This is a genomic window from Pseudoalteromonas sp. ABE4_541 (assembly GCF_056312285.1).
The window spans coordinates 145,684-165,908 of the sequence record NZ_JBSVEM010000001.1 but is presented as its reverse complement, the minus strand read 5'-3'; the positions used below and the strand labels follow the sequence as shown (position 1 = coordinate 165,908).

16 protein-coding genes and 5 tRNA genes are annotated in these 20,225 nt (G+C 42.1%); 7 read left to right on the top strand and 14 right to left on the bottom strand.

Translation table 11 applies throughout. The features are described 5' to 3' along the window. Positions 1 to 120: 120 nt before the first annotated feature. From ACW689_RS00790 to ACW689_RS00780, 3 genes are read left to right on the top strand one after another with little or no spacing between them, the layout of a single operon-like run. A complete protein-coding gene (locus tag ACW689_RS00790; RefSeq protein WP_476287605.1) occupies positions 121 to 1,401 on the top strand; it encodes a diguanylate cyclase domain-containing protein in 1,281 nt (426 codons plus the stop codon). Then, positions 1,398 to 3,356 (top strand): TonB-dependent receptor plug domain-containing protein, encoded by a 1,959-nt coding sequence (locus tag ACW689_RS00785; protein ID WP_476287603.1) that lies wholly within the window; start codon positions 1,398 to 1,400, stop codon positions 3,354 to 3,356. The genes ACW689_RS00790 and ACW689_RS00785 overlap by 4 nt, the downstream gene beginning before the upstream one ends. Beyond that, the gene (locus tag ACW689_RS00780) at positions 3,349 to 3,855 is read left to right on the top strand and encodes a YfiR family protein (protein ID WP_476287601.1); all 507 of its coding nucleotides are present in this window, start codon (positions 3,349 to 3,351) and stop codon (positions 3,853 to 3,855) included. The genes ACW689_RS00785 and ACW689_RS00780 overlap by 8 nt, the downstream gene beginning before the upstream one ends. Before the next feature lie 48 nt (positions 3,856 to 3,903). Here the strand turns inward: ACW689_RS00780 and ppiD are convergent, their stop codons facing one another. The 11 genes from ppiD to ACW689_RS00725 all read right to left on the bottom strand — a co-directional run bounded on the left by ppiD (position 3,904) and on the right by ACW689_RS00725 (position 13,198). Beyond that, positions 3,904 to 5,814: a peptidylprolyl isomerase gene (ppiD, locus tag ACW689_RS00775; RefSeq protein ID WP_476287599.1), complete on the bottom strand. Its 1,911-nt coding sequence runs from the start codon at positions 5,812 to 5,814 to the stop codon at positions 3,904 to 3,906. 169 nt (positions 5,815 to 5,983) lie between these two features. Beyond that, a complete protein-coding gene (gene hupB / locus ACW689_RS00770; RefSeq protein WP_476287597.1) occupies positions 5,984 to 6,256 on the bottom strand; it encodes a nucleoid-associated protein HU-beta in 273 nt (90 codons plus the stop codon). A gap of 213 nt (positions 6,257 to 6,469) precedes the next feature. Beyond that, positions 6,470 to 8,827 carry an endopeptidase La gene (gene lon, locus ACW689_RS00765; RefSeq protein WP_476287595.1) on the bottom strand — a complete coding sequence of 786 codons (2,358 nt, stop codon included), beginning with the start codon at positions 8,825 to 8,827 and terminating at the stop codon, positions 6,470 to 6,472. Between the two features lie 122 nt (positions 8,828 to 8,949). Next, positions 8,950 to 10,233 (bottom strand): ATP-dependent protease ATP-binding subunit ClpX, encoded by a 1,284-nt coding sequence (clpX, locus tag ACW689_RS00760; protein ID WP_476287593.1) that lies wholly within the window; start codon positions 10,231 to 10,233, stop codon positions 8,950 to 8,952. A gap of 124 nt (positions 10,234 to 10,357) precedes the next feature. Then, a complete protein-coding gene (clpP, locus tag ACW689_RS00755; protein ID WP_476287591.1) occupies positions 10,358 to 10,975 on the bottom strand; it encodes an ATP-dependent Clp endopeptidase proteolytic subunit ClpP in 618 nt (205 codons plus the stop codon). 150 nt (positions 10,976 to 11,125) lie between these two features. Continuing rightward, the gene (gene tig, locus ACW689_RS00750; RefSeq protein WP_476287589.1) at positions 11,126 to 12,430 is read right to left on the bottom strand and encodes a trigger factor; all 1,305 of its coding nucleotides are present in this window, start codon (positions 12,428 to 12,430) and stop codon (positions 11,126 to 11,128) included. 284 nt (positions 12,431 to 12,714) lie between these two features. Further along, a tRNA-Pro gene (locus ACW689_RS00745) sits at positions 12,715 to 12,791 on the bottom strand. Between the two features lie 23 nt (positions 12,792 to 12,814). Next, positions 12,815 to 12,891, bottom strand: a tRNA-Pro gene (locus ACW689_RS00740). Between the two features lie 15 nt (positions 12,892 to 12,906). Further along, positions 12,907 to 12,982: transfer RNA gene (locus ACW689_RS00735), tRNA-His, on the bottom strand. 25 nt (positions 12,983 to 13,007) lie between these two features. Next, a tRNA-Arg gene (locus tag ACW689_RS00730) sits at positions 13,008 to 13,084 on the bottom strand. Between the two features lie 37 nt (positions 13,085 to 13,121). Continuing rightward, positions 13,122 to 13,198, bottom strand: a tRNA-Pro gene (locus ACW689_RS00725). A 337-nt stretch (positions 13,199 to 13,535) separates the two neighbouring features. On the opposite strand from ACW689_RS00725, the gene folD reads away from it, so the two are divergent. Further along, complete coding sequence (gene folD, locus ACW689_RS00720; RefSeq protein ID WP_476287587.1) at positions 13,536 to 14,390, top strand: bifunctional methylenetetrahydrofolate dehydrogenase/methenyltetrahydrofolate cyclohydrolase FolD; 855 nt, start codon at positions 13,536 to 13,538, stop codon at positions 14,388 to 14,390. Between the two features lie 50 nt (positions 14,391 to 14,440). On the opposite strand, the gene ACW689_RS00715 is transcribed toward folD, so the two are convergent. Beyond that, on the bottom strand, positions 14,441 to 15,469 hold the full coding sequence (locus tag ACW689_RS00715) for a phytanoyl-CoA dioxygenase family protein (protein WP_476287585.1): 1,029 nt from the start codon (positions 15,467 to 15,469) through the stop codon (positions 14,441 to 14,443). A gap of 230 nt (positions 15,470 to 15,699) precedes the next feature. On the opposite strand from ACW689_RS00715, the gene ACW689_RS00710 reads away from it, so the two are divergent. Further along, entirely contained in the window at positions 15,700 to 16,317 is a 618-nt protein-coding gene (locus tag ACW689_RS00710; RefSeq protein WP_476287583.1) for an EF-hand domain-containing protein, read from the top strand. A gap of 179 nt (positions 16,318 to 16,496) precedes the next feature. Here the strand turns inward: ACW689_RS00710 and aroC are convergent, their stop codons facing one another. Together aroC and prmB are read right to left on the bottom strand one after the other, a co-directional pair. Then, on the bottom strand, positions 16,497 to 17,597 hold the full coding sequence (gene aroC, locus ACW689_RS00705) for a chorismate synthase (protein ID WP_476287581.1): 1,101 nt from the start codon (positions 17,595 to 17,597) through the stop codon (positions 16,497 to 16,499). A gap of 54 nt (positions 17,598 to 17,651) precedes the next feature. Continuing rightward, positions 17,652 to 18,587 (bottom strand): 50S ribosomal protein L3 N(5)-glutamine methyltransferase, encoded by a 936-nt coding sequence (gene prmB / locus ACW689_RS00700; RefSeq protein WP_476287579.1) that lies wholly within the window; start codon positions 18,585 to 18,587, stop codon positions 17,652 to 17,654. A gap of 86 nt (positions 18,588 to 18,673) precedes the next feature. Here prmB and smrB point away from each other — a divergent pair, with 86 nt between their 5' ends. After that, positions 18,674 to 19,231: an endonuclease SmrB gene (smrB, locus tag ACW689_RS00695; RefSeq protein ID WP_476287577.1), complete on the top strand. Its 558-nt coding sequence runs from the start codon at positions 18,674 to 18,676 to the stop codon at positions 19,229 to 19,231. A gap of 92 nt (positions 19,232 to 19,323) precedes the next feature. Beyond that, positions 19,324 to 20,124 (top strand): response regulator, encoded by an 801-nt coding sequence (locus ACW689_RS00690; protein WP_476287575.1) that lies wholly within the window; start codon positions 19,324 to 19,326, stop codon positions 20,122 to 20,124. The last annotated feature ends 101 nt before the right edge of the window (positions 20,125 to 20,225 follow it).

Genomic DNA, 20,225 nt, shown 5'->3' with positions numbered 1-20,225 from the left:
AGCAACTGTCTGTGCTGGTTTGCCGTGAACTCAGTGAAATTTATACGAATTTACTGTCATTTGGGGATCTCTCATCTATATTTTATAAAACATAATATGTGTTTGTTTCGTGAGGTACCTTTGACCGAGCCACTTCCTACCATGTCACTAGTACGCCGATTAACGCAATTAAACATGTCAGTCATGGCCGGCGGTATGCTCTTAGTGTTTACGCTCACAACAGCACTACTGTGGTTTATGGTAAGGGACAGACAAGCAGAAACCGCAGAAATCAACTTAGCACAAGTAGCGCATAATGTTGTTCCTATGCTGTTATTCAATGACAATGAAACGGCAAACAAAGAGCTCACATTAATTGGAGAGCAAAAAGACGTGCTTTTTATTGCTCTGCGCAAACCTGATGGAGCGATATTTGCTGAATATGCCGAGCCAAGCTTTGTTCAGCCTAGCACTTTATATAATGAGACAAGTTCGCAACCGAGTCGCCTATATTCGGGGCTAAAAATGCTGCTCTATTACCCTGTAAAAATGAAAGGGAAAATGGAAGGCGACCTCGTCATGGTTGTCGACCTAAGTAGTTTACTTTATTGGTTCTTACAGCTCACCCTCATGCTAGCGTTGCTTACTATGGCACTTTTTACAATCTCTGCATTAATGCTTGCAGGGGTACAGAGAAGCGCCTTAGCGCCATTGCTTTCTTTGTCTCAATTAGCACAAAAAGTTACCAAAGAGCATAACTTTGGGCTAAGAGCACAAATTGTCAGAGATGATGAAATTGGTATTTTAACGCGCAGTTTTAATGAACTGCTCAAACGTGTCGACATTTCCCAAGCTGAGTTACGCCAGCAACTGGAACAAGAACAACTGCAAGGCCAACAACTTAAACAAATGGTACGTACTGATCCACTCACTAAGCTTCCTAATAGAGTGGCATTAAACACGATGCTCAAAGAAATCACCAAAGAGGGTGTAACACAACCAATGTTGAGCTGCTTGATGTTTATCGACCTGGACAATTTTAAGTTTGTGAACGACAACTTTGGTCATGATGCTGGGGACGAAACACTGATTGAAGTAGGCAATCGCATTAGTGAGATAATTCGTAACGACGATCTATTATGTCGTCTTGGAGGAGACGAGTTTGCACTACTGTTACCTCATATTGAATCCACCGAGAATGCCGAGAAACTCGCCGCAAGAATTGTTTCAAGCATCAACCACCCTATCGTGATAAAAGACAAAACTATGCCTATTGGTATCAGTATAGGCTTGGCGTACGCACCTTTAGATGCAAGCTCGCCAATTGACTTACTCAATTGCGCAGATGATGCCATGTACGCCGCTAAAAGAGCTGGGAAAAACAACTTTCAGGTTTACCGTAAGAAGGTGACGGCTTCATGAATATGCTCATAAGACTGATGCTTTACATTTCTGTCTCATTGAGTGTAAATATCAATGCTGAACCACTTCCTGCTCTAGAAGATTTACTTGATCAGCAACTTAAAGAGTTACCAAGTAATACCCAGATATCCACAGCGTCACGCATAGAACGTTCAAGCAGTGACAGCATGGCAATTACTCATGTAATAACCGACAAAGAAATTAGGCAACTTAACCTTCAATCACTGGCAGATATTATTTCTCTGTTCGCGGGGATCACAATCCGCGACGATAGTTCTTTCATCTACGTTGGAGCCAGGGGCATTGGTCGTCCAGGAGACTTTAACTCCAGAATATTATTTCTACTCGATGGCACTAGAATTAATGAAAACCTATTTGACGCGGGTTTGCTCGGCAACGAAAATTTTGTGGATGTTGGGTTAATTGAACGAGTTGAATATAGTCCCGGTGCATCAGCCGCATTGTATGGAAATAACGCATTATTAGGTGTTATCAATATAGTGACTAAGACTTCTGCAAAACTACGCGGCGTTAATACCTCATTGTCGCTTACAAATGACAATGCAAAACATGCCCGAGCCACTTTCGGGTTTCGTTCCGACTCTGGAGCTGATAGCTGGTTTTCAATCAGTCGTACTAAGCTAGACTCTATCCCCTACACTGTCATCAACACGCCTGAAGAATTATTTGCATGGCAAGACTTAAACGAAGAAAAAAGTACTCGACTCATGTTCAGCCATCAAACAGGTGGCTTCCAACTTCAAGCAGCTGCATCACGTAGAGAACGAAATTTTCCCGATGGTCCAAGCTTATCCGTTCAAGAGACACCCGCAATAGAAAAGCTCAAAACAGATGCTTACTTACTGGCGTTGAGCTATGACGGTAGGTTAAGCGAAGATACAGAACTCTATTTTCACGCATCCACTCACGGTGATGATCTGTCCCGCGATATTCCTGTTATATTTACAAACGGTCATATTGAAACTGACAATGTAAAAAACTCGGGAAGATGGAGCAATTTGGATGGCCAACTCATGTTTTTAGGCGTTGATAATCATGAGGTTTTAATTGGTGTTGACTACCAAAGAGATCATCGTCAAGAATTCTCCGCAACGTCATCTATCCAAAATGGGCTAAATTTAACGGAAAAAAGCAGTGAATCTAGATACGGCATTTATATGCAGGATTTGTGGCGATTAACTGACAACTTTAAATTTCAATGGGCATTAAGGTACGATAATTCTGACTTTAGTGAAGCTCGCTGGTCTCCGACGTTTACTGCAAAATATCATCTAACACCCAAACATAGTATTTTGGCTAGGCACAGTAAAGCATTTAGAGTCACTAATGTACTTGAGCGAAATGCTAACCAATCGTTCAACCTATCAAACCCCAGCAATGAAGCCGTCAGCTATAACGAGCTCAGCATTATCAATAACTGGTCAAGTTCTTTATCTTCATTTGCCACACTGTACCAAGCTGATATAGACGATCTCATTCATCAGGATGTATTTTCTCCCATTTACTTCAATACCCCTCCCATCAAGAGTCAAGGGCTGGAGATGGGAGTGGATAAACGTTGGCCAAGTGGTATGTCCATGGCTGCTAATATGGCACTGCAACGGACCGAAATTGAAGGAGGAAATATCATCGCAAACTCTCCTCGCTTTATCGCTCAACTACGCTTTAGTGTACCGCTAAGCTCGGAATTCTTATTTAGCATTCATTCTCATACTGTCAGTAAAAGAAAAACGTTTACCGGTATGCTGCCTAAATTTACAACACACGACGCAAGTATTAGCTGGCAAAATGACGACGGAATGTTTATTGCGCTTGGCATTCGTAACCTAAATGATGAGGAAATACTCAATATTACGGGAGATGGCTTTGTGCCCCATGTACAAAGGCGCAGACAAGTACACCTATCAATAAACTGGAGTTGGGATAATGATTAAAATGCTCATTCTTTTGTGCTTTTTGGTCACTATGCCCTTTTGTGTTGCGCAGAGCCTAAATGAAAATGAACTCAAAGCGGCATTTTTGTATCGTTTCACACAATTTAGCAAATGGCCCCCTCCTCCACCTGAAACCTTAAACTTTTGTGTCGTGGGAAACCATGCGCTTTATCAGGAGGTATTAAAGTTACTCAAGACTCAAAAAATGCAAGAAAGCATTACAGCCATTGAACTGCCAAACAACGAGCAAGTACGTCAATGTGATGTACTCTTTTTGAGCCAACAAAACCGCCAACAAACACAATATTGGTTAGCTGAGCTAGAAGAAGAGCCGGTTCTAATCGTAGCTGATACCAGTGAAGGCTTCCGTCAAGGGGCCATGATTGGTCTCATTGCCGATGCAAATAACTTAAGTTTTAGAGTGAACCTGACAGACGCCAAGCGTAAAGGATTAAACTTCAGCGCACATTTGCTGAAGCTTGCATCGGAGGTACGTTAAAAAAAGGCACCTTAAAGGTGCCTTTCTAATATTTTACTGAAGCGACTGTTAGTCTTCTTGAGACACGCTCAATTGCGGGCGAGAAACTTCAGCTTGCGCTTCTAAAGCAGCCAATAACGCCGTATAGCTTTTGTTTGCATGCGACATTTCAATATTTCTCTTTTGCTGCTCATCAACTTCTTTGCTCAACTCTGGTGTGGTTACTGCATTTAATTGCAGCAATGCCGCGTCACCATTGTTCAGCTCAACCATAGCAAGCTGAGGCTTACCGTCTACAGGATGAGGAAGTTCAAACGCTTCACTAACAATTGCAGGAGCAATGCTATATGCTTGACGCTGCAACGCTGCTTCTGATTTAACTTCTTGCTCTGCTTCTTTTGCAACATCAGCTAAAGCTTTACCTTCTTTCAACTGAGCAAATAAGCCTTCTGTATACTCTTTAATTAGAGTTGATGCTTTATCATTGATAAGCTTAGTTTTGATCTGAGCACTTACCTCGTCCAGCGGCTTAGTCGCAGCTGCTTGGTAGTCACTGACTCTAACCACAACGATATGTTCGCTTTCAACTTCTAGTACCTCAGAGTTTACTCTATCTTCTAGCAGTTCGGGCGTGAAAAGCGCATTTGTAACTGTAATAGAGTTTAATGGCGCAGGTAACATATTCTTTGCTAACAGTTCTGTTTTCTGAAGCTCTACACCGGCTACTGCTGCAGCATCTTCTAAGGAATCAGCCTGCTCAAATGCAATTTCCGCTACTTCTGTTTGTTTTTGATAGAACGCATCTATCTTCTTATTCTGTTCAAGTTCAGCACGAAGCTCATCTTTCACATCATCAAATGCTTTTGTTTGTTGACGTTGAATATCGGTTAACTTAATTACATGAAAACCAAATTCAGACGTAACAACTTCACTCATATCACCGACATTTTCTAGAGCGAAAGCCGCCGCTTCAAACTCAGGATCCATCATGTCTAGCTCAATCCAGTCAAGGTCACCACCTAACTCGGCACTGACTAAATCATCTGACTCCGTTTGTGCAAGCTCCGCAAAGTCCTCGCCACCTTTCAATCTAGCTAATATCTCTTGCGCCTTCTGCTGAGCTTGCGCATCGTCCGCACTGCCTTCAACTAAAATATGCGACACGCGACGTTTTTCAGGTTCGATATACTGAGATTTGCTCTCTTCGTAGTATGCCAACACATCTTCGTCTGTTACTGGGTTTGCTAGCTCAATATCGCTCGCTTTAAGCTCTATGTATTGAACTGCAACGCGCTCTGGCGACTGAAATTGACTCTGATTAAGCTGGTAATAGTCTTTAATTTCCTGCTCAGATACTTCAGCTTTATCAGTCATTTTGTCTTTGCTCAAAACAACATAATCTAAGCTACGCGTTTGCTGTTGCAAAGCGACCGTTTGCTTAAGCTCAGACGATAACACAAATTCAGAACCCGCTAACGCTTGTACTAGTTGTGTTCTGGTCATCTCTTCACGTAAATACTCACGAAATGTGTCTGGCTGAAAATTCATTTGGCGAATAAGTTGCAGATAACGATCATTGCTAAACTGTCCACCAATTTGAAAGTAAGGCATTTCAACAATCGCGTTCTTTACCTGCTCATCGCTCACGCGTAGGCCTAACTCAAGTGCTAGTTGGTTTTGTAGTTCTTGTTGTACTAAGCGATCAACGACACCTTGACGTATACGCGCCATGTAGGATGGATCTGCCGAAATTTGATTGAAATACTCTCCAAACTGCTGTTCTAATCGAGCCCGTTCATTTTGGTAAGCTCTGGAAAATTCAGTTTGACTAATTGTTACTCCATTGACCTCTGCAACAGGTTGCTCTGTGGTTTGACCTAGGTAACCACCGATCCCTGCTAGCGCAAAAGACAAGATAACTACGCCAAGAATAATTTTGGCTGCTGGGCCTTGAGAACCCTCTCTGATCTTTTCAAGCATTTGTTCTTCTCTTATCTAAGCCAAAGCACATGTGCGCTTTGAAATTTATCGCTAATGTAAAAAAAGCGTATCTTATCAGATACGCTTTTTTTCTTGAAGCTGAACACGGCATTTGTAGCCTAAAAGTGTAAAGCTACGTAAAGCCGCGCCTATAATCTAATCCTTCGGATTAGTTAACAGCGTCTTTTAGTGCTTTACCAGCTTTGAAAGATGGGATGTTAGCAGCAGCAATTTGGATTGTTTCACCAGTTTGCGGGTTACGACCAGTACGTGCAGCACGTTCACGCACAGAGAAAGTACCAAAGCCAACAAGCGCTACTGAGTCGCCATCTTTTAACGCACCAGTTACTGACTCGATGAATGAATCTAGAGCACGACCCGCAGCCGCTTTAGAAATATCAGCATCAGCTGCGATTTGATCGATTAATTGAGATTTATTCACAATATCATCCTCTTACATTGTTATTATCAAAAGCGCACCGGATAGTTATGTTGATACGCTCTTGCTGTTCATTTAGAGATATCACAGCGACTCTCTAATTCGGAAATCTTTGTCAAGCCTAGGCCTCACAAGGCCTAGGCTTAAAACTAGTGCTTAAGTTAACATACCTTTTCGATTTGAAAAGCCCTTTCACACACTTTTTTAGCTTTTTTCTTAGTTTTTGCTGCTTTCAACAGCAAAACTCTCAATTGGGTTAGCTAAAGCGAGCGATAACACTTCGTCAATCCACGTCACAGGGTGAATTTCCAAACCATCCAGTACATTCTGTGGTATCTCTTTTAGATCTCTTTCATTGATTTTTGGGATCACCACAGTCTTGATACCACCCCTATGAGCCGCTAAAAGTTTTTCTTTTAATCCACCAATTGGCAGTACTTCGCCACGTAACGTGATTTCCCCAGTCATAGCGACATCTGAACGGACCGGATTACCAGTTAAGCTTGAAACTAGACCAGTTACCATCGCAATACCGGCACTTGGACCATCTTTAGGTGTTGCACCTTCAGGAACATGCACATGGATATCACGTTTTTCATAAAAATCGTCATTGATACGAAGTTTGTCCGCGCGATTTCTCACAACCGTCATTGCAGCTTGAATTGACTCTTGCATCACATCACCCAGTGAACCTGTATAAGTCAATTTACCTTTACCTGGCACCGCTGCACATTCAATCGTAAGTAAATCTCCACCGACTTCTGTCCATGCCAGACCAGTCACTTGACCTATCCGATCACCATCTTCCGCTTTGCCATAATCAAAGCGTTGAACGCCAAGGAATGACTCAAGGTTATCTTGGTTAATCACTACTTGTTCAATATGTTTATCTAGCAAGATGTTCTTGACCGCTTTACGACATAATTTTGAAATTTCACGTTCTAAATTACGTACCCCAGCTTCTCGCGTGTAATAACGAATGATGCCAATGATCGCACTATCTTCAATAACAACCTCAGATTCCTTCAAACCATTACGTTTAATTTGCTTTGGTATGAGATGCTGTTTTGAAATATTCAGCTTTTCATCTTCGGTGTATCCTGAAAGGCGTATCACTTCCATTCTATCAAGCAGTGGCCCTGGAATATTAAAGCTATTTGACGTCGCAACAAACATGACATCAGACAAGTCATAATCAACTTCTAAGTAATGGTCAGCAAACGTGCTATTTTGTTCAGGGTCCAATACCTCCAACAATGCAGATGCTGGGTCACCACGCATATCTGAAGACATTTTGTCGATTTCATCTAGCAAGAATAATGGGTTCTTAACACCGACTTTGCTCATGCTTTGAATAAGCTTACCTGGCATTGAACCGATATAAGTTCTTCTATGTCCACGGATCTCCGCTTCGTCTCGAACTCCACCTAACGCCATACGGACGTACTTACGACCCGTAGAACGCGCGATAGATTGCCCTAAGCTTGTTTTACCAACACCAGGAGGGCCAACTAGACATAAAATTGGGCCTTTAAGTTTATTGGTACGCTGTTGAACAGCAAGATATTCAATAATTCTTTCTTTTACTTTTTCTAACCCATAATGGTCTGCGTCAAGAATTTTTTGTGCGCCCGCTAAGTCTTTCTTTACTTTTGAGCGCTTCTTCCAAGGTACGCCAATCATGGTATCAATATACGAGCGAACTACCGTTGCTTCAGCTGACATAGGCGACATCATCTTCAACTTGTTCAGTTCAGACATTGCCTTTTCTTCGGCCTCTTTTGGCATTTGCGCTTCACCGATTCGTTTTTTAAGCGCTTCAAATTCGTCCGGCACATCGTCAAGTTCACCAAGCTCTTTTTGAATGGCTTTCATTTGCTCATTCAAATAGTACTCTCGCTGCGATTTTTCCATTTGTTTTTTAACACGGGAACGAATTTTCTTTTCTACCTGAAGCAGGTCAATTTCGCCCTCCATCAACGCCATGAGATACTCTAGACGTTCAGTCACACTGCCAAGTTCCAGTACCTTTTGCTTTTCTGGCACTTTGATTGGCATATGTGCTGCCATCGTGTCAGCTAAACGAGCAGCTTCATCTATACCTGATACAGAAGTTAGAACTTCCGGCGGAATCTTTTTGTTGAGCTTCACGTAGCCTTCAAATTGACTCACCGCACTACGAATGAAAATGTCCTGCTCTTGACCATCAATGTCTTTTGACTCTAAGAACTGCGCTTGTGCTAGGAAATAATCGTCTGTCACCAAAAATTCTTCGATTTTGGCTCTTTGTGTACCCTCAACTAAGACTTTGACAGTACCATCTGGTAACTTTAGCAACTGAAGTACCGTTGCAATGGTACCGACTTCATAAATTTCGTCAGTTTTTGGGTCATCAACAGTGGCGTCTTTTTGCGCAACCAAAAAGATCTGCTTGTCATTTTCCATCGCCGCTTCTAGGCACTTTATCGATTTCTCTCGGCCAACAAAAAGCGGGATCACCATGTGCGGATAAACCACGACGTCGCGTAGTGCTAGCACAGGAATTTCAACTCGATCCGTTCTCTCAAGCGTCATTTTATTCTCTTCACACTTCTTTAATTTTTATTAATACCAAACTATATGGGGATAGTGGTTGTAAAGTTCAACTCGTTGATAAAAAAAGGAGCCGTTGGCTCCTTTTTTAACAATTAGTAAACCTACTCAGACACAGCTTTGTCTTTTGGGCTATTCTCGTAAATCAAAATAGGATCTGACTCACCTTTAATAACAGTCTCATCAACAACGACCTTGCTTACGTCTTCAATTGAAGGCAGTTCGTACATCGTATCAAGCAGCACACCTTCCACGATAGAACGTAATCCTCGTGCACCTGTTTTACGCTCCATTGCTTTACGGGCAATCGCTTTCAGTGCGTCGTCTCGGAACTCAAGTTCAACATCTTCCATCTTGAATAATGCAGCAAACTGTTTAGTTAATGCATTTTTTGGCTCATTCAAAATCTGAATAAGTGCATCTTCATCAAGTTCTGTTAACGTAGCAACCACTGGTAAACGACCGATAAATTCTGGAATTAATCCGTACTTTACTAAGTCTTCTGGCTCAACATCTTTGAAAGTTTCACTCAACGAACGTGTTGAGTCTGCCGATTTAACATCCGCTCCAAAGCCAATACCGGTATTTTTGTGACTGCGCTGTTCAATTACTTTATCAAGGCCAGCAAACGCGCCCCCACAAATAAACAAAATTTTCGAAGTGTCTACTTGAAGAAACTCCTGCTGTGGGTGTTTACGACCGCCTTGAGGTGGCACAGATGCCACTGTACCTTCGATAAGTTTTAACAGGGCCTGTTGAACCCCCTCACCCGATACGTCTCTGGTGATCGATGGATTATCGGATTTACGTGAAATCTTATCGATTTCATCAATGTATACAATACCACGTTGCGCTTTTTCTACATCGTAGTCACATTTTTGCAGTAGCTTTTGAATGATATTCTCTACGTCTTCACCAACATAGCCAGCTTCTGTCAATGTCGTTGCATCTGCCATAGTAAATGGCACATCTAATAATCGAGCTAAGGTTTCGGCTAAGAGCGTTTTACCGCTGCCCGTTGGACCAATCAGTAGGATATTACTCTTGCTTAATTCAACATCGACTTTAGAACCTTGACTGCGCAAACGCTTATAGTGGTTATACACAGCTACAGATAAGACTTTTTTGGCATGTTCTTGGCCAATTACATAGTCGTCTAAGTGGTTTCTAATTTCTTTTGGAACTGGAAGCTTGTCACCAGACTCATGCTTTGGTGCAATATCTTTTATTTCTTCCCTAATGATGTCGTTACACAGCTCGACGCACTCATCACAAATATAAACAGAAGGACCTGCTATTAACTTGCGTACTTCATGCTGGCTCTTACCACAAAATGAGCAATACAAGAGTTTGTTACTTTTGTCGCCGTCTGTTGGAGTGTCTGACATTCAGCTACCTCTTAAATTCTGTGTCACCGTTCACCGGCGACCATATACGTTGTTTTAACTATACCAAATAAATTTTACTTTAGCATAGTTGTAGAGAGAGGTTTAACACCTCACCCTGTCAGATTTACTTGCTGTCTCTGCGTGTATGTACTGCGTCAACCAATCCATACTCAACCGCTTCTTGTGCACTCATGAAGTTGTCACGATCAGTATCACGAGAAACGATATCAAACGGTTGACCTGTATGTTCAGCCATTAGACGATTTAATTTTTCTTTTATAGACAAAATTTCTTTTGCATGAATTTCAAAATCCGATGCCTGACCTTGAAATCCACCTAAAGGCTGATGGATCATCACACGCGAGTTTGGCAAACAGTAACGCTTACCTTTCGCACCACCAGATAATAAGAATGCGCCCATACTTGCAGCTTGGCCAACACACACCGTACTTACGTCTGGCTTAATGAAGTTCATGGTGTCATAAATAGACATACCAGCAGTGACCGAACCGCCTGGCGAATTAATATATAAATAAATATCTTTTTCTGGGCTTTCTGATTCCAAGAATAACAACTGCGCGACAATCAGATTCGCCATGTGATCTTCAACTTGACCAGTCAAGAAAATAATACGCTCTTTCAGTAGTCGAGAATAGATATCAAAGGAGCGTTCACCTTTAGCTGTTTGTTCTACAACCATAGGTACTAATGCATTGAAAGGATCGATCATACCGTCATTCATAATTTTTATTCCTTATCCGCAGTCATATCAAAAGCACTGCGTGTGGTTGGTATTCTGTGCCTAGAAAATAAAATGGCCCGGACATGCTACAAAAACTGCAGAATATCTCGAGCCATTAAATCGTTAGCTATGCTTTAAGTCAATGACTTATTATGCACCTTGCTGTGGATTCATGATTTCATCAAATGCTTTTTCAACGTCAGAAACCTGAGCTGCAGCTAGAATAGCTTCAACAGCTTGCTCTTCCATTGCTACATTGCGCATTTGCTGCATCATTTGCTCGTTGCCCTTATAGTAAGCAACTACTTCACTTGGATCTTCGTAAGCTGAAGCAACACTTTCGATTAACTCATCTACTTTCGCTTCATCTACTTTGATGTCGTTCGCTTTGATCACTTCACCAAGTAAAAGACCAGTTTTAACGCGAGTCAATGCTTGCTCGTGGAACAGCTCAGCTGGAAGCTCAGGCATGTTTTGCGCGTTGCCGCCAAAACGCTGCGCCGCTTGCTGGCGTAGTGCATCAATTTCTTGATCAATTAGAGCTTTTGGAACTTCAGTTTCGTTGTGCTCAAGAAGACCTTTGATCGCTTGATCTTTCACGTTTGCTTTAACAGCTTGAGAAAGTTCACGTGTCATGTTCTTTTTAACTTCTTCTTTAAGTGCATCAACGCCACCTTCAGCAACACCAAACTTAGTTGCGAATTCGTCGTTTAGCTCTGGAAGTTCTTGAACTTCAACTTTTTTCACTGTGATAGTGAATTGAGCTGGCTTACCTTTTAAGTTTTCTGCGTGATATTCTTCAGGGAAAGTCACGTCAGCTACAACTTCTTCACCTGCTTTTTTGCCAACGATGTTGTCTTCAAAGCCAGGGATCATACGACCTTGACCCAGCTCTAGAGGGAAGTCTTCAGCTTTACCGCCTTCAAACTCTTCTCCATCTACTGTGCCAACGAAATCGATTGTTACACGGTCTTTCTCGCCTGCAGCTGCATCGCTTTCTGCCCAAGTTGCGTGTTGCTTACGAAGTGTCTCAAGCATGTTTGCTAAGTCTTCGTCAGTTACATCTACAACTGGCTTTTCAACAGTGATTTTATCTAAGTCTTTCAGTTCAACTTCTGGGTAAACTTCGAAAGTTGCATCAAATTCTAAATCTTTACCCGCTTCTAAAGACTTAGGCGCAAATGCTGGTGCGCCAGCTGGGTTGATTTTCTCAGCTACGATAGCTTCAATGTAGTTGCGTTGCATTAATTCGCCTGCAACTTCTTGACGAACAGCTGCACCAAAACGTTTAGTGATCACTGATACAGGAACTTTACCCGGACGGAAACCGTCAATACGCTGAGTTTTAGACAGTTGTTGTAAGCGTTTTTTAACTTCAGTCTCAACGTTCTCTGCAGGAACGGTGATAGTCAGACGGCGCTCAAGGCCTTGAGTCGTCTCAACAGAAACTTGCATGATTTACCTCAATCTTCAATTTTGGCGACAAAGCGCCTTCCTTACAAACAAGTTGCACATCATGTCTTAATTAGCCTATCCACGGAATACCGTTTTGAGCACCAATTGCATGTGTCATTCTTGTTGCCTGCCCTTCATGGGCGCTATGTTAAACAATAGACGCGGCATTATAACCGATAAAAACGTTTAGTCGAGCTATCGAAGTAAATTTATGACGAATTAAGCGATGATTGGTTAAATAATGGTTAAAAATAAATTTAGGAGAATAAATTTAGATAAGAAGGTGGTCGGCGATGCAGGATTTGAACCTGCGACCCCTTGGACCCAAACCAAGTGCGCTACCAAACTGCGCTAATCGCCGATAAGTAAATACATTTTAAGAAGTGGTCGGCGATGCAGGATTTGAACCTGCGACCCCTTGGACCCAAACCAAGTGCGCTACCAAACTGCGCTAATCGCCGATAAAAGTATGTAGATGGGGCGACTGATGGGACTTGAACCCACGACAACCGGAATCACAATCCAGGGCTCTACCAACTGAGCTACAGCCGCCACTACATGTGGATTAAAATAAGAATGGCGCACCCTGAAGGATTCGAACCTTCGACCGACGCCTTAGAAGGGCGTTGCTCTATCCAGCTGAGCTAAGGGCGCATACGAACATCTTCATGTTACTATCTTACTTTAAAAGTGGTCGGCGATGCAGGATTTGAACCTGCGACCCCTTGGACCCAAACCAAGTGCGCTACCAAACTGCGCTAATCGCCGATACCTTTTCGTTGTTTCCGAGTGACCTCGTTGACAACGGGGTGCATAATAGTGATTTGACTGTTCTAGGTCAAACACTTTTTGAAAAAAACATTTCAAGTGGCCAATTTTACTACAAACTGTTCAATAAGTAGATCACTTTGCTGAAATTTATACAGTTTTTCCTACACTTTAGGCTAATCATGTTTGCTTAATATGGTAAAAAGCACATATCAGCTTGGCGCATGCGCCGTTTTCTGAGAAAATAGCGCCATTGTTGCTTTATATAGTAGCAATTTGAGCTTAACCCCTATACGCTCATTTTCGTTCAAGTTTTTAATCCCAATAAAGGTCACCCATGACGGCAAACATCATTGATGGAAAGGCAATCGCCAAACAAGTACGCACCACGGTTACTAAACGCGTTGCCGAGCGTGTTGAACAAGGTCTACGCGCTCCTGGACTTGCAGTAGTACTAGTTGGACAAGATCCAGCGAGTCAAGTTTATGTTGGCTCTAAACGTAAAGCATGTGAAGAAGTTGGCTTTATTTCAAAGTCTTTTGACCTACCTGGTGATACGAGTGAACAACAATTATTAGACTTAGTTGACACACTAAACAATGATTCAGAAGTCGATGGTATCTTAGTTCAGCTACCACTTCCTGAAGGTCTAGATGCTGAGAAAATTCTAGAGCGTATTCATCCACACAAAGATGTAGATGGTTTCCACCCTTATAATATAGGCCGGTTGGCTCAACGTATGCCTGCGCTTCGCCCTTGTACGCCAAAAGGTATTATTACTTTATTAGACTCAACTGGTGTTCATTATAAAGGAATGCATGCTGTTGTTGTCGGTGCATCGAATATTGTTGGACGTCCAATGTCCTTAGAGCTGTTACTCGCTGGATGTACAACTACAGTATGTCACAAATTCACTAAAGACTTAGAAGCACATGTAAGGCGTGCAGATTTGCTCGTTGTTGCAGTAGGTAAACCTGAATTTATCCCTGGCGAATGGATCAAAGAAGGCGCCATCGTAATTGATGTTGGTATAAACCGCCTAGAGTCAGGTAAATTGGTTGGCGATGTTCAGTATGATAAAGCAGAACAAAAAGCGAGTTTCATCACACCTGTTCCTGGTGGCGTTGGCCCAATGACCGTGGCGAGCTTAATCGAAAATACTTTAGAAGCGTGCGAGAAATACCATAGCTAGCCACGCGCTAATTATTCAATAAGGAGTCTTTAAGGCTCCTTTTTTATTTCTTATCTCCAACGCGCAACAGATTCATATGGAAATGGGTACATATTAAGGTACTGCACGATGCGAGGTTTATCGGTTAAGTTTGCTCGACTACCATGAGGTAAAAAATGATGCCAAATAATCATATCGCCAGCATTTGCCGCTATTGGTTTAGAGCCGAGTTCATGTAGTTTCGCAGGATTGGGCTGAGATTGATACTTAGCCGCTTCATTGGTCAGCTTTTTATGGAATCCTGGCACCAAGGTCAAAGCGCCCTGCTCTTCCTCCGTATCGGTCAAATAGATAATGCCCTGAGTACCAAAAGTGAGTGGCCTTGAAAAGTCAACATCCCAATGTAAATCAGGGCCAGGAAATGGCTCTCTGTCGGTTTGTGGTGGATTGAATCCACATCGATCGGCGGAAACTACTAAGTCTGTGGTTTGCCACAACTGGCTAAACGCTTTATAAATTCGCTTACTGCTGCGCACCTTATTGAGCGCCTCATGCTGGATCAGCTCAACCATAATACCCGAACGCCTATCATTGACATACCATTGGCTTGTATCTGCCATGTCCATTTGCAAATATTCGCCTAACGCACAGATCACACCGTTGCACATCTCTTGATCAATGGCATTTTTCACCACAACAAAACCGTGTGTTTGCCATTGCAAGATGTCGTCATCACTTAAAACATTATCCATATTTTGAACTTGCGCTATTATTTGTTGCATCTCTTGAGGCTGTTCTTGACCACTTAAATAGCGGCTAAGGCGTGTGAGCGATAACTCACTAGATGGACCTAAGTCATTTATACGCTCCAGAAACGCTTGATATGAGTGAGCGCACTCATAAAGCGCTCGCAATGCATCTGCCTGGCTTATACCTAACAGGTCAAAAATCGCTCGCTCAAGGAGGAAATCCACTTCTTCGTTTTGATCTGCTTGACCATTGATGCTGTTATGTATGCGAGTCCAAATTTTTTCCAAATAGATGCCAACAATATGGTTATTATCGGCAAAGTTACCCATTTCAAAATGATGATCAATCATATAGTTTCCTTGAGCAAAAAATGTAGAGCGACATTATGATTATACAAAAGTTATAAATATCATAAAATTACGAAAAAACACTATTTTTTAAAAAATCTTGAGCAGCCATATTTTTTGCACATTTGTCTTCCATCTTATTAATCAAGAAATCAACACACCTCTTAGGTATATCACTACCGTTATTAAAGTGGCGTGTGGAATAATTAACCCATGACAAAGAGAGACAAAATATGAAACGTTCAATTATTAACATTGCAATCGTTGCTACAACACTAGCCACCTTAACTGTTAGTGCGCAATCACATGCACGTAAAGGCGGTAAAGGCCCGCATCAAGCACCTGAAGTCGTATTTAGTAAATTTGATCTAGACCAAAGCGGTACGCTTACCCTTGATGAGTTGAATGCAAATACCACTGAAAAGGCTCAGAAAAAATTAGAGCGTGCGGATACTGATGCGAGTGGTGAAATTGAACTTACCGAGTACCTAGCAAATCGCCGTCATAGCAATGACCTATCAGCTTTTGCCGCAGAAATTGTGCAATGTGTCCAAGACACTAAAGATGCCACCGCAGATGAGAATATAGTGGTACCCGGTGCAGACCATTTTGCTTCACCAGAAACTAAGTTTGCGCAATTAGATAGCGACAGCAGTGGTGGTATTAGCTTAGATGAAATCAGCAGTTCACTTTCAAACCGCCATGCAGATGCATTCTCTGCAATGGATAGCGATGAGAGTGGTGATGTTACTTTAGATGAATTTATCCAGCACGGTGAAAGCAAACGCGCCACTAAGCATGCAGTCAAAGAATGTATCGACAGCATCCTAGACGCTGCAGAGCCTGTATAAGCAATTGTTAAAGTGTTCATTAAGAAAGGGCCATTCACAATGCTTTGTGACTCGGCCCTTTTCTAGATTTTATCTTTCAAGGCAACAACTCGAAGTCTACTAATCAGATTACTGTCCTTTCCTACGCCTCATAAATGACCAATATTATGCGCATTTGAGTAGACCATAGAAAAATATTCTTACTCCACTTGCGCTTTAATTGGGCCATATTCTAAATTCACATGCGGATTTTGCCCACGTTGACGCAACAAGTGATCCATCAAGGTAATTGCCATCATTGCTTCTGCAATAGGGATCGCTCGGATCCCCACGCAAGGATCGTGTCGTCCTTTTGTGATCATTTCAACTGATTCGTTGGTCGTATTAATACTTTGCCCGGGTATCGTAATGCTCGATGTAGGCTTAAGCGCTATCGATGCAACAATATCTTGACCCGTTGAAATACCGGCTAGCACACCACCAGCGTGATTACTTGTAAAACCTTGAGGCGTGAGTTCATCTCTATGTTCTGAGCCTTTTTGTTCCACTACCGCAAAGCCATCACCAATTTCAACACCTTTCACAGCATTAATACTCATCAAAGAGTGAGCTAGCTCCGCATCTAATCTGTCAAATACTGGTTCACCTAAACCAACAGGTACATTTTTGGCAACCACTTTTACTTTTGCACCAATGGAGTCGCCTGACTTTTTCAAATCACGCATGTATTCATCTAGCGCTTCTAATTTGCTCTCATCTGGAAAGAAAAATGGATTTTGCTCAACTTGCTGCCAATCATATTGCTCGGCTTTTATGGGCCCAAGTTGAGACAAGCATGCATGAATTTCAATGCCATGTACTTGTCGTAGATATTTTTTTGCTATACCACCGGCTGCAACTCGAATAGCCGTTTCACGTGCTGATGAACGTCCACCGCCGCGATAATCGCGATGTCCATACTTATGCCAGTAAGTATAGTCACCATGTCCGGGCCGAAATACTTCTGCAATTTTACTGTAGTCTTTTGAACGCTGATCAGTGTTTTCTATTAATAAGCCAATACTGGTACCTGTGGTTTTCCCTTCGAAAACACCCGACAGTATTTTAATTTCGTCGCCTTCTCTACGCTGTGTCGTGTAACGACTTTGTCCTGGCTTGCGCCTGTCTAAATCAACTTGTAAGTCAACTTCACAAAGCTCAAGCCCTGCTGGAACGCCATCTACCACACCACCTAGTGCTGGCCCATGACTTTCGCCAAAGGTACTCACCTTAAAAAGCTGACCTATGCTATTTCCTGCCATTATTCACCCTCATTCCAAATGACACCCAAAATACTAAGTAAGCATGCCGCCTACTTAGTCGTTAAAATATTCAACTAGTTGTTGCTTTGAAATAACAAATACACCTAGGCCACCATTTTCAAATTCTACCCACTCGAAAGGCGCACCTGGGTACAACGCTTCCATATGTACCATAGAGTTACCAACTTCGACAAATAAAAGTCCATGATCGGTCAAATGCTCTGCCGCTTCTTGTAAAATCGTGCGCGTTACATCAAGGCCATCTTCTCCCGATGCAAGGCCTAGTTCCGGCTCATGATGAAACTCGTGTGGCAAATCAGCCATATCTTCTGCATCCACATACGGTGGATTGGCTACAATCAAGTCATATTTTTGACCTTCAACACCACTAAACACATCAGATTGAATTGCAAATACTTGGTCTTGCAACATGTAATCTTCAATGTTGATATTCGCGACTTCCAATGCATCATAAGAAATATCAACCGCATCAACTTGTGACTCTGGAAAGGCTTGCGCTAAAGCAATCGCAATACACGCAGATCCTGTGCACATATCCAAAATACGTTCAACAGGCTGCTGGGCTTGTAACCATGGCGAAAATTTATTATTGATAAGCTCAGCAAATGGCGAACGCGGAACTAGTACGCGCTCATCAACATAAAATGGCATACCAGCAAACCAAGCTTGGTTTGTTAAGTACGCTACCGGCGTACGCTCTACGATACGGGTTTCGATGTAACTCAATAAACGCAGTTTCTCGGTACGTGTTAAACGCGAGTTCATTAATTCTGTTGGTGTATCAAGTGGTAAATTCAAGATCGGTAAAACTAAGCTAACAGCTTCATCCCACGCGTTATCTGTTCCATGACCAAAAAATAGCCCTTGGCTTGCAAATTGGCTGGTCGTCCAACGTAACCAGTCTCGAATTGTTTGTAAGTCACTTACCGCTTCTTCGGCCAGTGCTTCTGTCAGCTGAAATTCGCTCATGTTTCTATCTCGGTCATTTTTAAACTAGCGACATTGTAGCGGTTTTTGCGCTGGGTTTTTACGCTTTTTTTCATTAGAATGACACCATGAAAAAAGAACCCTCAAACTCATCCCAAATAGACGACGCTGACCTAGATTTATTTCGTCAGTCCATCGCTGGTACAAAAAAAATGAAGCAAGATACTATCCGCTTCAGTAATGCCACTAAAAAACCTAAATTTAGCGAACTAGCAGAGCAAAAAAAACAACATAAGTCGGAGTTTTATTTTTCTGACGAATATATTCCTGACATTGATACACACGGTACTGTCAATTACGTTAGACTCGGCGCAGACCGCTATTTAGCAAAGCAATTACGCCGAGGCGACTTTGCACCTGAATTAGTATTAGACCTTCACGGATTGAACAAAGATAGAGCTAAAGATGAACTCGCGGCGTTAATTCATGCGTGTAAAAAACAACACTACTATTGCGCTTGTGTTGTACACGGAATAGGTGAACATATTTTGAAGCACAAAGTGCCACAATATTTAGTGCAACATCCTGATGTGCTAGCAATGCACCAAGCGCCACTTGAATATGGTGGTAAGGGTGCGGTCTTGATTTTAATCGATTTACCACAATCGGATGAGTTTAGACGCTAAGCCAATCGCATTAATTATCTGGCTCATTGAAAAACCTTTGGTTAATATGCCCTGTAAATAACGTTAATAACGATTAGAACAACAGGGTTTCTATGAATGAATTACTGAGTGCAGATCTGGCGATACTGCTTGTTGAGCCTTCGCCAACACAACGAAAGGTCATTACGAAAGAACTTAAAGACGAAGGTATATTGCATATTGATTTTGCTGATTCCATCGAAGATGCCAAAACACAGCTGATCAACAATATTCCTGACTTGATCATTTCCTGCCTGCATTTACCTGATGGCAGCGCCGTCGATTTACAGCATCATCTCAACCATGAACTGAGTGAGTATGCAATTCCATTTATGCTCATATCTAGCGAAACCCGCAAAGCTCAATTAGAGATATTCAAACAATCCGGTGTCATCGCTATTTTACCAAAACCGTTTAACAAGCAGCACCTAGGTAAAGCACTCAATGCCACCCTTGATATTCTCTCTCCCCAAGAGTTAGAACTTGATCTATACGATGTACAAGACCTTAGAATACTCATTGTTGATGACTCCCGCCTTGCTCGTAATCACATCAGGCGTGTACTCACAAACCTTGGCGCTAGTCGTTTTACGGAAGCTGAAGACGGTGCGCAAGCCATTGAAATCTTACAAACACAGATGTTTGATCTGATTGTAACTGATTACAACATGCCTCAAGTCAATGGCCAAGAGCTAACCGAAACCATCAGAACAAGTGACGAACACGCGCATATTCCTGTGCTAATGGTTACTTCAGAAGCCAATGACACACATCTTTCTAATATAATGCAATCAGGGGTTAATGCACTTTGTGACAAACCGTTTGAACCCGAGTCTGTTAAGCGGTTAATTTATCAACTTCTAGAACATGACTAAAATATAGTTTTTTTCGCCAATCAATGTGGTCAAATGTACAACAAAAGGAATTTGACCACACTCCAACAAAACAAAAATCTAATTAAAAACAATGATTTAAA